A 12,933-nucleotide genomic window follows, 5' to 3' on the forward strand; every position below is an offset into this window, starting at 1 on the left:
GGCGCCGCGGCGGCGCGATTCACTCGCCGCGGGCGTTGCCGGCCGCGGCGAGGAACGCATCCAGCAGCGGCCGCCCAGGCATCAGCTCCGGAAAGCGCGCGTCGTGGAATTCCGGATGCCACTGCACGCCGACCACGAACGCGGCGTCGCGCGCGCGGATGCATTCGGGAATGCCGTCGTCGGACCAGGCCTCGACGTCGAGGCCGTCGCCGACACGGCGGATGCCCTGGTGATGGATGGAATTCACCCGCGTGCCCTCGCGCGGCGGATACAGGCCCGCCAGCCAGCCGCCGGGTTCGATGCGCAGCGAGTGCGCGTGCTCGTCGTAGCGTTCGGGCAGGTAATGCACGCTGCGGGTGGCGCCGCCGGCGACCAGATCCTGGTACAGGCTGCCGCCGTAGGCGACGTTGATCAGCTGCATGCCGCGGCATACCCCCAGCACCGGCTTGCCCGCGACCACGAACGCGCGCAGCAGCGACAGCTCGAAGCGGTCGCGTTCGGGGTCGGTGCTCTGCAGCATCTCGCTGGGCTGTTCGCCATAGGCGACCGGATCGATGTCGGCGCCGCCCTGCAGGATCAGGCCGTCGAAGGAGTACGCGTACTCGCGCACCGACAGGTCGCTGCGCTGGACGTCGCCGTGCGGGTCGACGGTGGGAATCATCGCCACCAGCGCGCCGGCGTCCATCACCCAGTGCGCCATCGACTGTTCCAGGTACTGCAGGGTCTTGTTGCGGAAGCCGTACTGCGCGGGCAGGTTGCGCATCAGTCGCGGCGACAGGCCGATCATCAGTTTGCGCGGCGTGGACATGCGGGGCCTCGGTGTGGAGGCGGTCAATCGACCGCGATGGTGGCGGCGCGCAGCCAGTCGACCACGGCGTCCAGCGACTCGATGCGGCCCAGGCCGCGCTCGCGCTGTTCGCGGTACAGCGCCAGCTGCACGTGCGCGCTGCTGCCGTCGGCGAGGATCGCATCCAGCGGCGCCAGCGCGTCGGCGCTGTCGAGGGCGCGGATGTCGTCCGCGCACAGCGCGCGCAGCCGCGCCAGCGCCTGCGGCAACGGCTCGGGCTCGGCGCCGCTTTCGTCGAAGAACTTCGCTTCGGTGCCGAAGCGCTTGGCGCGCCAGCGGTTCTCGTCGATCACGCGCCGGGTCAGGGCGCTGCGTGGCGGGTCGTCCTGCGGCGTGCGCACCAGGTAACGCAGCAGGCAGCGGTACAGCGCCGCGATCGCCAGCGCGTCGCGCACGCGCGTGCAGCAGTCGGCGATACGCAACTCCAGCGTGGGGAAGCGCGGCGAGGGACGGATGCCCCACCACAGCGAGCGCGCGTCGTTGATGGCGTTCACGCGCGTGAGCAGGGCGGCGAGGGCGTCGTACTCGGCCTCGTCGGCATAGAAGTCGGGGATGCCGGTGCGCGGCCATTCGTCGTACACCGCCTGGCGGTAGCTGAGCAGGCCGGTGCGCGAGCGGTTCCAGAACGGCGAGGACGTCGACAGCGCCAGGAACAGCGGCAGCCAGGGCATGACCCGGTTCATCACCCGCACCCGGTCCACGCCCGGCGGCAGTTGCACGTGCACGTGCAGGCCGCAGACCAGGCTGCGGCGGGCGACGATCTGAAAGTCTTCCATCATGCGCCGGTAGCGCGACGGCGGGCTGCGTTCCTGTTCGCGCCACACGCCCAGCGGATGGGTGCCGGAAGCGACCAGGCCCAGCTCGAAGCGCGACGCCACCTGCGACAGCCCGGCGCGCAGATCGGTCAGATTGCGCTGCGCCTGGACCGCGTCGCGCAGGATCGGGGTGGAAATCTCGATCTGCGATTGCAGCATCTCGTTGGCGACCGAATCGCCCAGCTCGCGCCGCGCCTGCTTGAGCAGGGCGGCGGGCACCCGCGTGGCCAGGCCGTGCGCGCCGGGGCGGACGAGGAAGTACTCCTCCTCGATGCCGTAGGTGTAGTCGTAGGTTTCGCTCACGCGCTGCCGCCCTGACGCGGCGGCGCGGGGTAGCGGGGCGTATTGCAAGGTCGGGGCGGAGAACGTACGGGCATGCGGGCGCTCCTGCGGTCGCGGATGCCGCCAAAGTAACGTGCGCGATGTAAGCGGCAGTTGAAGACGACGCGCTATCATCGGCGCATGTCGAAACTGCTGCTCAATCTGCGCCAGGTGCCCGAGGACGAGGCCGCCGACGTGCGCGCGTTGCTGGATGCGCACCGCATCGAGTATTACGAAACCCAGCCCAGCCGCTGGGGCATCTCCTACGGCGGCATCTGGATCGCCTACGACCGCGACGAGGCGGCCGCGCGCGCCTTGATGGCGCAGTACCAGGGCGAGCGCCAGACCCGCGCCCGCGCCGAGCACGCGGCGGCGCAGCGCGACGGCAGCGCCGAGACCTTCGCCGATATCGCGCGCCGCGAGCCGCTGCGGGTGCTGGCGATCGTCGCTGCGATCGCGGCCCTGCTGGCGCTGCTGGCCTTGCCGGCGTGGTTGCTGCGGCCCTGACCCTGCGATCGCCGCCGCCTTGGCGCGGCGTGCGCCGCGCGGCCGGCTTCACGCCTTCGCTGCGCCTTCCAGGTCCAGCGCCGTGAGGTAGAGGCGCAGATCGAATTCGAGCTGGTGGTAGTCCGGCTCCATGTGCGTGCACAGCTGATAGAACGCGCGGTTGTGCTCGCTTTCCTTCAGATGCGCCAGTTCGTGCACCACGATCATCTTGAGGAACTCCGCCGGCGCGTCGCGGAACACGCTGGCGATGCGGATCTCGCGGCTGGCCTTGAGCCTGCCGCCCTGCACGCGCGAGATCGCGGTATGCGTGCCCAGCGCCTGGCTGATCACCTGCAGGCGATTGTCGTAGATCACCTTCTGCAAAGGCTCGGCCTTGCGCAGGTATCGGCTCTTGAGTTCGGTCGTGTATTCGTACAGCGCGCGGTCGTTGCGCACCTCGTGCTTGTGCGCATAGCGCTCGCGCAGCATCGCGCCCAGGCGGCCCTGCGCGATCAGCTCGCGCACGCGCGCGAGCACGGGTTCGGGATAGCCGTTGAGATAGGTCAGCGGTGGCATGCCGTAACGATACGGCAGACGCCGCTCATAGCGGATCGGGACGCTACCCCGTCGGGTCCGGCACCCGCTTTTTTTGCTCACTTTCTCGGTGCATTGAATGCCTTGGCGCGCAGAAGTTGCATCGCTTTTGATGACAACTATTAGTTGGTCTTGATTGTCAATTTGAAAGTGTGTTTTTAATTTCGGCAACTCGAAGTGGCGCATCCAGCCGATGCGTACATGCGAGCCAGTGCCGGCCCTCGGACCGGATAGCCGAGACGGATGCGGGGCAAGGGAATGCGGATGAGCAAGGGCGTGCGTTGGGCGGCCGTGGTGGTGCTGGCGATCGTGGTGACGGTTGTGCTGGTGAAGGCGCCGTGGTGGAAGCGGCGCGAAGCAACCGTGGCGGCCCCGGCGGAGGCAGGCGCATCGCATGCGACGTCCGCGGTTTCGACCGCGACGGTCGGCGGCGACGATCCGGCGGCCGAACTCCAGCGCGCGCGTCAGGCAGGTGCGATCCGCCGCGGCGAGGCGCCGACACGCAGCTACGACCTGCCGCGCGGGCGTGCGGTGGATGTGGTGGCGGCGCTGCGCCCGCGCGCCGAGGCGGGCGACGCCGATGCGGCGTTCTATCTGTTCATCAAAGTCGAAGAGTGCCGCCACCAGCTCTATCGCGGCAGAGGCAGCGCTGAGCGCGCCGCGCCTGTCGAGGGCGATGGCGTCGAGTCGCAACTGATCGCGCGCACGCCGCCGGAATGCCATGGACTGACCCCCGAGCAATACCGCGACAACGTTCGATGGCTGGAACAGGCGGCCGAGAGCGGCGTGGTCATGGCCCAGCTCAGCTACGCCCGCAACGCCGAGGCGGTGATCGGGAACTCCTCGCAGATGCTCGCCAACCCAGAGAAGGTCGTGGCCTACCGCCATAAGGCCATGAGCTACCTGCATCGCGCCGCCGCGAGCGGCAGCGTCGAGGCGCTGTTGGGCCTGAGCGACGCCTACGACTACGGCGTAGTGACCGCGCGCGATCCGATGCGCGCCTATGCCTACTACCACGCAGTCGGGCTCAACAATCCCGCCTACGTCGATGCACGCCTGATGGACGAACTCGCGAGTCGACTGAGTCCGGCGCAACTAGGGCTCGCCACACAACAAGGAAGGGGAATTTACGATGCTTGCTGCAAATAAGAAGAAGTACTGGCTGGCGGCCGGAGTGGCCGTGCCCTTGCTGCTGGCCGGCGCCTGGCTGGTGGCCGCCGAGCGCGGGCCGTTTCATTGCGACAACGGTTGCCAGGTCGGCTACCCCGCTCCGGACCCGCTCACCGCGGCCTACGTCCAGCAGATGAAGCCCTTGTTCTATCGCTGGTTCGGCGACGTGTTCTGGAACAAGGGCGACATCTACATCATCTGCAACGAAACCTACTGCGCGAAGTACTACATCACCGACGATTTCGGCCTCTACGGCACGGGAGGCCGCGAGCGGCGCGAGAACGGCGGCCAGACCCCCGGTGGCGGCAGCACGGGCGGCGGCGCCGGCAGCGGCGGTTGCGTTGGAAGCTGCGGCACCGGTGGCGGCGGGGCCGGCTCCGGCACGGTGATCGTGTACGAGCCGTTGCCCGAGAAGCAGGAGCGGTAACCCACGCCAGGACGACGGCGATGGCGGAGGATGCGGCAGGCCGTGTCCTTCCGCCATCGTCGCCTTTAGGCTGCGGGACTGCGCAGGCGGACAAGGTCGGCCGATCGCGGGGGTAGGGTAGGGCGCTGATGGAACGAACCGGGCGTGCGGCGGCCGCGTCAGCCCGGTGCCTTTGCACCGGCAAGCTGCGCCTTCGCCATCCGGGGTACGGCTTCGTCGGGCACCGACGGTTCAGCCTGCCGCCATAAATCCGTCATCGGCCCGCCATAGTCTGGCGGCCATGAACATCCTGATGCTGTCCGACGTGTATTTTCCGCGGGTCAACGGCGTCTCGACGTCGATCCGCACCTTCGCCCAGTCGCTGGCGCGCATGGGGCATGCGGTGACATTGGTGGCACCGGATTACGGGCCGGACAGCGGCCAGGAACAGCACGACGGCCACGGCGAGTTCGAGATCCTGCGGCTGCCGTCGCGGGTCATTTTCTTCGACCCGGAGGATCGCCTGATCCGCGCATCGGCGCTGCGCGAGGCGCAGGCGCGCCTGCAGGCGCGGGATTGGGACGTGATCCACATCCACACGCCGTTCCGCGCCCACAATCTGGGCGTGCGGCTGGCGCGGCAGACCGGGCGGCCGACGGTGGAGACCTACCACACCTATTTCGAGGAGTACGTCGGCCATTACCTGCCGTGGCTGCCGGCGCCGCTGCTGCGCGCGTTCGCGCGCCGGGCTTCGCGATCGCTGTGCCACGGCGTCGATCACCTGATCGTGCCGACCGCGCAGATGGTGCAGGTGCTGGACCGGTACGGCATCGGCACGCCCTCGACGGTGCTGCCGACCGGGATCGACCTGAGCGAGTTCGCGCGCGGCGACGGCGCGCAGTTCCGTGCGCAGCACGGCATCGCGCCGCAGCGGCCGACCCTGGTCACGGTGAGCCGGCTGGCGGTCGAGAAGAACATCGCCTTCCTGCTGCGGGTGGCGCGGCGTCTGGCGGACGCGTTTCCGGACCTGCTGTTCCTGATCGCGGGCGAAGGCCCCGACGCCGAGCGCCTCAAGCGCCTCACCGTGGAGTTGAAGCTGCAGGACCATGTGCGCTTTTTCGGCAATCTGGACCGGCGTACGACTTTGCTGGACGCGTATCGCGCGGGCGACGTGTTCGTGTTCGCCTCGCCGACGGAAACCCAGGGCCTGGTCCTGATCGAGGCCATGGCGCTGGGCGTGCCGATCGTGTCGACGGCGGTGATGGGCACGGCCACGGTGTTGCGCGATGCGCGCAGCGCGGTGATCAGCGAGGAAGGCGAAGCCGCGTTCGCCGAGCACGTGGCGACGGTGCTGCGTTCGCCCGAAACCCGCGCCGCCTTGTCCGCGGCCGGGCCGGTGGACGCGCGCGCGTGGAGCACCGAGGGGCTGATGGAGCAGGTGGTGGCGTTGTACGAACGCCTGGCGAGCAGGCGTGCGGTCGCCACGACGATGACGGCGGAAGCCCACTCCTAAGTATCGTTGGACGCGGTAAGCCGAAGGCGCACCGCATCGGATCGTAACGATCGGGTGGAACGCCGATGCGGTTATCACCGCATCCTACGGCTGTGGTGGTTCGTAGGATGCGGTAAGCCGCAGGCGCACCGCATCGTATCGCGCGGCCTGCCGCGCGCTACGGCTGCACCTGACGTGCGAGCACCGCGCCCGTCAGCGCCAAGGCCAGTGTGATCGCGAACCCCGACAGGTAGGCGCCGGCGTGGCCGTGCGGCAGCAGCGCGGCGAACAGCGAGCCGCCGATCGCGAGCACGCTGGCGGTGAACAGCGCATCGCACAGTTGCAGCGCCGACGAGTTCAGGCCCTGCTGCGCGGGCGGCGACAGTTCCAGGGTCAGCACCGAAAGACTGGGGAAGACCATGCCCATGCCCAGGCCGGCGAGCACCCAGCCCGATACGCCGACGGCGGTGGGCACCGCTGGCGCGAGCAGGGCGGCGATGGCGGCGATGCCGATCGCGATCAGGCTCATGCCGGCTTGCAGCAGGCGCGGCGGCGCGTAGCGCTGCACGGGACGGCCGCGGTACCAGGATCCGGTCGACCAGCCGATCGCGCCCAGGGTGAGCGCCAGGCCGGCGGCGGTCGGCGACCAATCGCGTTCGTGCGAGAGCAGCAGCGGCAGAAACACTTCGGTACCGAAGAACGCGGCCGAGGCGATGCCGCGCAGGGCGATCACGGTCGGCAAGCCGCGCGCCGCGCGCAGGGTGCCGGCGGGCAGCAGGCGCAGCGCGCAGACCACCAGCCCCGCGGCCGCCAATGCGAGCAGGAAGACCGCCAGCGCGCCGCGTTGCTGGCCGGCGATGTGCAGCAGCAGCGCGCTGCCTGCCGCGCCGATGGCCCAGGGCATGCGCGCAGGCGCGTCGGCGTCGGCCGAATCGGCATGCGCGGGCGGGCCGAGATGGCGCACGGCCGGCAACACCAGCGCGGCGGCCGCGACCGCGATCAGCGGCACCGACAGGAACACCCAGCGCCAGCCCAGGTGTTCGACGATGGCGCCGCTGATCGCCGGGCCGATGACGGCCGGCACCACCCAGGCGGCGGCGAACGCGGCGAAGATGCGCGGGCGCAATGCCTGCGGGTATTTGCGCCCGACCACCACGTACAGCGCGACCGACATCAGGCCGCCGCCGAACCCTTGCAGGACGCGGCCGAGCAGCAGCCAGGCCATCGACGGGGCCAGGCCGGCCACCAGCAATCCGATCGCGAACCAGACGATGCCATGGCGCAGCGGCATCGCCGGTCCGCGCGTGTCGGCCCAGCGGCCGGACGCGACCATGCCGACCACGCTGGCGGCCAGCGTGCCGCCGAAGGCGAGCGCGTACAGCGGCAAGCCGTTCAGGGCCTCGGCCACGGTCGGCATCGCGGTCGCCACCGCCAGCGCCTCGAACGCGCCCAGCGCGACCAGGGCGATCGCGCCGACGGTGAGCGCGCGGTAGCGCCGGTCGAACACGCCAGCCGCCGCGTTTGCGCCGGAACTCGCAGCTTCGTCGGGGATCGCGTCGATCCCGGCAGCGGTTGCGCCAGCGCCGTCGCGATGGGGCAGGGCGTCGGCTTGGGTCACGGCCCGAATCCGCTGTCGCCGATCTGGTACACCATCAGCACCACCTTGCCGCGGCCGTGGCCGGTCTCGACGTCGCGGTGCGCGACCGCGGCATGCGCCAGCGGATAGATCTCGCGCACGTGCACGTGCAGGCGACCGTGTTCGTAGAGTTCGACCAACTGGCGCAGGCGGTCGCGGTCGCATTCGCCGCGCAGGCGCAGTGCGCCGTGCTCGCGCGCGCCTGCGCCATCGACCAGGCTGCCGATGCGTTCGCGGCGGGCGCCCAGTGCCAGCGAGGCGGCGATGGCGCCGCGTCCGGCCGCGTCCAGCGCGACCGTCACGCCCTGCGGCGCGAGTTCGCGCACGCGCGCGACCAGGCCTTCGCCGTACAGGACCGGCTCGGCGCCCAGGGTGCGCAGGTAGGCGTGGTTTTCGCGACTGGCGGTGCCGATCACGCGCGCGCCGGCCAGACGCGCCAGCTGGACTGCGATCGAACCCACGCCGCCGGCGGCGCCGTGGACCAGCAAGGTGTCGCCGCGTCCTACCTCGAGCGCGCGCAGGGCGACCTGCGCGGTCTGACCGGACGCGGACAGCGCGCCGGCCACGGCCCAGGACATCATCGGCGGCTTGGCCACGACTTGCGCGGCGGGCACGGTCACGGCTTCGGCATAGGCGCCGCCGTCGCACCAGCCCAGCACTTCCTGGCCGTGGTAGTAGCCGCGCACGCCGTCGCCGATCTGGTCGACGACGCCGGCGAACTCGTGGCCCAGGCGCTGCGGGAAGGCGGCCTGCGCGTCGATGCCGCGCCGCGCGAACTCGCCGCTGCGGCGCGCGATGTCGGCCGGCTGCACGCCGGCCGCGCGCACGCGCACGCGCAACTCGCCCGGCGCCGCCTCGGGCATGGCCAGCACGGTGGGGTAGAGCTCGTCGGGGCCGCCGTAGCGATCGAAATGCACGGCCTGCATCAGGCCGCGGTCGTCGTAGGCGAGGGCGGAATCGGCGTCGCGGTCGAGCTCGTCTTCGCGCGCGTTGCGGTTGTCCATGGATTGACCGGCGGGAGTGGGGACGCGCAGGATAGGACCTCAACCTAACTTCAGGTCAAGGGCGTGCGCACGACCAGCGAACTCAGCGTGGGACAAATGGCGCAACGCAGCGGCGTGGCGGTATCGACGCTGCACTTCTACGAGGCCAAGGGCCTGATCCACAGCCAGCGCACGGCCGGTAACCAGCGCCGTTACGGGCGCGACATGCTGCGCCGGATCGCGATCATCCGCGTCGCCCAGCGCGTGGGCATGCCGCTGGCGACCATCCTGGAGGCGTTCTCGACCTTGCCCGACGCGCGCACGCCCACGCGCAAGGACTGGGAGCGCCTGTCGGCGGCCTGGCGCACGGAGCTGGACGAGCGCATCCAGAAGCTCAGCCAGATGCGCGACACCCTCGACGACTGCATCGGTTGCGGCTGCCTGTCGATCGACCGTTGCCGGCTGGCCAATCCCGGCGATGTGCTGGCCGAGGACGGGCAGGGCGCGCAGCGGTGGGAGCATGGGGTGGAGTAGCGCACGAAGCGGCGTTGGCCGACCAAGCCTGCTTCGGCTGGTTTTCCTCCTTTTGCAAAGGGAGAGGGCAAGCGGCTTTCGCCAGCCGATGGGGGATGAGCCGCGCGTCGGCAGTGGTGGGGCTGTTATCCGGTAACGCCATCTTCCGCAGCGGCATCCTCGTCGTCGGCGGAATGCATCGATCCATCGATGCGTGCATGGCCGTGTGGCGGGGCCGGCGTACCATGGCGGATTCACCACCACGAGTCCCGCCATGACCGTTTCCATGCACGCCGCCTCCGTACCCGTGTTCAAGCAGTTCCTCGGCAGCCTCAGCGCGCTGCTGGATAAGGCCCAGGCCTTTGCCGCGGACAAGAAGATCGAACCGGAGGTGCTGCTGCAGTCGCGCCTGTACCCGGACATGTTCCCGTTGCAGCGCCAGGTGCAGATCGCCTGCGATTTCGCCAAGAGCGTGAGCGCGCGCCTGGCCGACGCCGAGGTGCCCTCGTATCCGGACGACGAAACCAGCGTGGAGCAGCTGCAGGCGCGCATCGCCAAGGCCACGGCCTTCATCGACAGCCTGGAGCCGCTGCTGTTCGAAGGTTCGGAAGCACGCGACGTGGTGCTGCGCCCGGGTACGCCGAAGGAGCGCCGCTTCTCCGGCACCGACTACCTGCTGCACTACGGCCTGCCGCAGTTCTATTTCCACGTCAGCACCGCCTACGCGATCCTGCGCCACAACGGCGTCGAGGTCGGCAAGCGCGACTACATGGGCCAGGGCTGAGGCCCCGCCCGGCGCGCAACGGGCCGACCGTTGCGCGCCCGCGCGCGGCGCGCTTGCATCGCGCGCGCCGCGCGGCGACCATGCGGTTCGGTTTTGGGGAACCCGCATGGAACTGCTGACGCTCGATCACTTCGCCCGCCACGTCGACGAAACCTTCTCGGCGGTCATGAACGACGGCGAGATCCCTTTCGTGCTGGTGGAGGCGCGCGCTTTGACCGCGTCGCAGGTGCCGCCGGGTGCGGCGCGGGCGCCGTTCTCGTTGCTGTTCCGCAACGGCTCGGCCTTTCTGTTCCCGCAGCAGACCTACCTGATGCGCCATGCCGAGATCGGCGAGATCGGGATTTTCCTGGTGCCGGTCGCGCGCGAGCGCGACGGGTTTTTGTACCAGGCGGTGTTTAACTGAGGTCGTAAAGGGTGGCGGTCGCAGCTTGTGCGGTAGCTGCCCCAAAGCAGGGCTGAAGCGGGGCGTTCTCGCACGAGCAGCCCTGGATGTTCGGCTCCGCCGAAGTGTAGCGGAGCCCGCCTTCGCGGGAATGACGAAACGAAACAGGCACCGGGGCTTCAAGTAGCGCTTCGGTGACCGGCTTGAATCGCCGGATCAACCCTGGGTCCAGCGCAACAGCAGGTGGGACTGCAGATTCTCGATCACAACGAAGCCAAGGCGCTGGTACAGGCGCTGCGCGGCGGCGTTGTCGGATTGCACGTGCAGCTTCAAGCCGCAGCCTTGCGCGGCGGCCGTTTGCTGGCTGTGGCCGATCAGGGCCGCGGCCACGCCGCGCCCACGCTCGGCCGGCAGCAGGCAGACATCGACGATCAGGTGATCGGGCGCGGCGCGCTGCAGGTAGTAGCGGCCGACCGGCGCGCCGCCGCGCTCGATGGCGAGGAAGTCGGCGTCGGCGTAGTGCAGCAGGTAGTGCTGGTGCTGCAGCGCGAACTGGTTGTCGAGGAAGGCGCGTTTGGCGGCGTCGGGCCAAGGGATAGGCGCGAGTTCGTCGGCGCGGGTGCTGGCGTAGAGATCGCGCAGCCAGGGCAGGTCGTCGTCGCGCAACGGCCGTAACGCGTACCCGCGCTCGCTTAGGAGCGCGGGTGTCGTCAGGCGGTCGTCGCGGCCCGTCGGAAACGCTGTTAGCCGCGACGGCGCCTGCATCATGTCCTTACGGGAAGGACGGGAAGACGCCCTGCAACGCGATGCAGAAGTTCGACGCGAGGTAGGGCTGGCGGTTTTCGTGCGGCTGGCCGTTGCCGGCCGGGCCGATCATGTTGGGACTGAACTGCACGCTGGCGGTCGCGTTCTGGACGAACGGATTGCCGGTGGTGGGCAGGCCCAGGTAGTTGCCCGCAGCCGGTGCGCTGGTGCGCTTGGCTTCGGTGGGCTGGTTATAGACGGTCAGCGGGTGGGTGTGCGACGGAATGGTGTTCTGGGTCAGCGTCACCGAGTTGCTGCCGTAGACCTCACCGATGGAGTGAGGCGTCAGGCCCGGGCCCTGGCCCTGCTGGATGGCCGTGCGGTTGGTGAAGTTGGGCAGCTGGAAGGTGCTCTGGCCGTTACCGCCGTACTGGGTGCCCAGCAGGGAGAACAGCGCGGTGTTCTGCTGGATGGCCATGGTGACGCCATTGCAGAAGGCCCAGCCGCGCGGCGGGAAGTTGAAGCCGAACAGCTGGATTTCGCCGATGAAAGGTTCGGTCATGGTCGTGTCCTCGAATCGTATAGGCGCGAAGAATCGCGTGCCGGCGGCTTAGCCCTGCGACGGGAAAACGCCCGCCCAGGCGATGCAGAACTGCACCGTCAGCGTCGGCATTTCGTTGTCGTGCGGCTGGGTGTTGCCGGCGGGGACGATCGCGTTGGCCGCCAGCGGTGCACCGGTGGCGCCGGTGATGTCGGTGACGTACATGGTTTCGCCGGAGACCGCGGCGGGCAGGACCGTGTTGCCGACCGCGCCGGTGGTGGACAGGGCCGTGGTGGCCATCAGCGGATGGGTGTGGGTCGGCAGCTGCGTGGTGATCAGGGTGACGCTTTCGGTGCCGGCCATCTGGCCCATCACGTAGGTGCCCAGACCCGGGCCGTGGCCCTGGTGGATCGGCACGCGGCCGCGCAGGTCGGGCACGCCGAAGGTGTTGATGCCGTCGCCGCCGTAGGTGGTGCCGATCAGCGCGTACAGAACCTCGTACTCGGCGATGGACTTAAGCGAGCCGTCGCACGCGAACCAGCCGTTGGGCGAGCGCGAAAAGCCGAACATCCGGATTTCTCCGACGTAAGGGGTGCTCATAAGGAACTCCTGTAGTGGATGCCGGAAGCGTCAGTTGCGCGACGGATAGATGCCGGCCAGCGCGATCACGAAATTGATCACGGTGTAGGGCTGCATGTTCGGGTGCGGCTGGTTGCCGCCGGCCGGGCCCACGCCCTGCAGCGGGACCAGGGCGCCGGTGCCCGGTCCGAAGATGTTGGTGCTGTTGGTGCCGTACAAGCCCGAGGTGGGATTGCGCAGCGCGCCTGCGACGTTGGTGCCGTTGACCAGGTGGTTATGGCCGGGCATCTGACTGGTCAGCAGGGTCACGTTCTCGACGCCGCCGGTTTCGCCCTGGGTGTAGGGCGTCGGGTTCCAGCCCGGATCCACGGAGTTGCCGGCACCGGTCGGGGTGCGGGACTGCATGTTGGGCAACGCGAAATTGGTGGTGCCGTTACCGCCGTACATGGTCCCCAACAACGAAAACAGGGCTTGGTTCTGGGCGATGGCAAGGAGCTGTCCGTTGCAAAGGGCGAACCCCTTGGGCGCGAACGGGAAACCCGTGAGCATGATCTGCCCGAGGAAGACTTCGGTCATACCTTTTCCCCCGAAAGGATGGTGGCACGGACGTCATGTCCGGCGCGGGCGCTACTCTCGCGCA

16 protein-coding genes are annotated in these 12,933 nt (G+C 69.3%); 7 read left to right on the forward strand and 9 right to left on the reverse strand.

The window, feature by feature from the left end; all coding sequences use genetic code 11:
• Positions 1-19: 19 nt before the first annotated feature.
• Together LVB77_RS10350 and LVB77_RS10355 are read right to left on the reverse strand one after the other, a co-directional pair.
• Positions 20-808: a type 1 glutamine amidotransferase gene (locus tag LVB77_RS10350; RefSeq protein WP_232910039.1), complete on the reverse strand. Its 789-nt coding sequence runs from the start codon at positions 806-808 to the stop codon at positions 20-22.
• 23 nt (positions 809-831) lie between these two features.
• Positions 832-1,965, reverse strand: coding sequence for a carboxylate-amine ligase (locus LVB77_RS10355; protein WP_232910040.1), 1,134 nt, complete (start codon positions 1,963-1,965; stop codon positions 832-834).
• Positions 1,966-2,124: 159 nt separating this feature from the next.
• Between LVB77_RS10355 and LVB77_RS10360 the strand changes: the two genes are divergently transcribed.
• Positions 2,125-2,490 carry a DUF6164 family protein gene (locus LVB77_RS10360; RefSeq protein ID WP_232910041.1) on the forward strand — a complete coding sequence of 122 codons (366 nt, stop codon included), beginning with the start codon at positions 2,125-2,127 and terminating at the stop codon, positions 2,488-2,490.
• 48 nt (positions 2,491-2,538) lie between these two features.
• On the opposite strand, the gene LVB77_RS10365 is transcribed toward LVB77_RS10360, so the two are convergent.
• Positions 2,539-3,045, reverse strand: coding sequence for a M48 family metallopeptidase (locus tag LVB77_RS10365; protein ID WP_232910042.1), 507 nt, complete (start codon positions 3,043-3,045; stop codon positions 2,539-2,541).
• 282 nt (positions 3,046-3,327) lie between these two features.
• Here LVB77_RS10365 and LVB77_RS10370 point away from each other — a divergent pair, with 282 nt between their 5' ends.
• The 3 genes from LVB77_RS10370 to LVB77_RS10380 all read left to right on the forward strand — a co-directional run bounded on the left by LVB77_RS10370 (position 3,328) and on the right by LVB77_RS10380 (position 6,152).
• On the forward strand, positions 3,328-4,212 hold the full coding sequence (locus tag LVB77_RS10370) for a hypothetical protein (protein WP_232910043.1): 885 nt from the start codon (positions 3,328-3,330) through the stop codon (positions 4,210-4,212).
• Entirely contained in the window at positions 4,196-4,660 is a 465-nt protein-coding gene (locus tag LVB77_RS10375; protein ID WP_232910044.1) for a hypothetical protein, read from the forward strand. The genes LVB77_RS10370 and LVB77_RS10375 overlap by 17 nt, the downstream gene beginning before the upstream one ends.
• Positions 4,661-4,940: 280 nt before the next feature.
• A complete protein-coding gene (locus LVB77_RS10380) occupies positions 4,941-6,152 on the forward strand; it encodes a glycosyltransferase (RefSeq protein ID WP_232910045.1) in 1,212 nt (403 codons plus the stop codon).
• 157 nt (positions 6,153-6,309) lie between these two features.
• Here LVB77_RS10380 and LVB77_RS10385 read toward each other — a convergent pair whose 3' ends face one another.
• Positions 6,310-7,683 carry an MFS transporter gene (locus LVB77_RS10385; protein ID WP_343226233.1) on the reverse strand — a complete coding sequence of 458 codons (1,374 nt, stop codon included), beginning with the start codon at positions 7,681-7,683 and terminating at the stop codon, positions 6,310-6,312.
• Positions 7,684-7,745: 62 nt separating this feature from the next.
• Positions 7,746-8,771 carry an NADP-dependent oxidoreductase gene (locus tag LVB77_RS10390; RefSeq protein WP_232910046.1) on the reverse strand — a complete coding sequence of 342 codons (1,026 nt, stop codon included), beginning with the start codon at positions 8,769-8,771 and terminating at the stop codon, positions 7,746-7,748.
• Between the two features lie 96 nt (positions 8,772-8,867).
• Between LVB77_RS10390 and soxR the strand changes: the two genes are divergently transcribed.
• From soxR to LVB77_RS10405, 3 genes are all read left to right on the forward strand, one after another.
• Positions 8,868-9,284, forward strand: coding sequence for a redox-sensitive transcriptional activator SoxR (gene soxR, locus LVB77_RS10395; RefSeq protein ID WP_232910244.1), 417 nt, complete (start codon positions 8,868-8,870; stop codon positions 9,282-9,284).
• Between the two features lie 253 nt (positions 9,285-9,537).
• A complete protein-coding gene (locus tag LVB77_RS10400) occupies positions 9,538-10,047 on the forward strand; it encodes a DUF1993 domain-containing protein (protein ID WP_232910047.1) in 510 nt (169 codons plus the stop codon).
• 106 nt (positions 10,048-10,153) lie between these two features.
• Positions 10,154-10,450 (forward strand): hypothetical protein, encoded by a 297-nt coding sequence (locus LVB77_RS10405; RefSeq protein ID WP_232910048.1) that lies wholly within the window; start codon positions 10,154-10,156, stop codon positions 10,448-10,450.
• A 195-nt stretch (positions 10,451-10,645) separates the two neighbouring features.
• Here the strand turns inward: LVB77_RS10405 and LVB77_RS10410 are convergent, their stop codons facing one another.
• The 4 genes from LVB77_RS10410 to LVB77_RS10425 form a co-directional block, all read right to left on the reverse strand.
• Positions 10,646-11,095: a GNAT family N-acetyltransferase gene (locus LVB77_RS10410; protein WP_232910049.1), complete on the reverse strand. Its 450-nt coding sequence runs from the start codon at positions 11,093-11,095 to the stop codon at positions 10,646-10,648.
• Between the two features lie 106 nt (positions 11,096-11,201).
• Complete coding sequence (locus tag LVB77_RS10415; RefSeq protein WP_232910050.1) at positions 11,202-11,735, reverse strand: tail fiber protein; 534 nt, start codon at positions 11,733-11,735, stop codon at positions 11,202-11,204.
• A gap of 48 nt (positions 11,736-11,783) precedes the next feature.
• Positions 11,784-12,314 carry a tail fiber protein gene (locus LVB77_RS10420; RefSeq protein WP_232910051.1) on the reverse strand — a complete coding sequence of 177 codons (531 nt, stop codon included), beginning with the start codon at positions 12,312-12,314 and terminating at the stop codon, positions 11,784-11,786.
• Between the two features lie 30 nt (positions 12,315-12,344).
• A complete protein-coding gene (locus tag LVB77_RS10425; RefSeq protein WP_232910052.1) occupies positions 12,345-12,869 on the reverse strand; it encodes a tail fiber protein in 525 nt (174 codons plus the stop codon).
• Positions 12,870-12,933: the final 64 nt, after the last annotated feature.

Source organism: Lysobacter sp. 5GHs7-4 (assembly GCF_021284765.1).
Classification (GTDB): domain Bacteria; phylum Pseudomonadota; class Gammaproteobacteria; order Xanthomonadales; family Xanthomonadaceae; genus Lysobacter.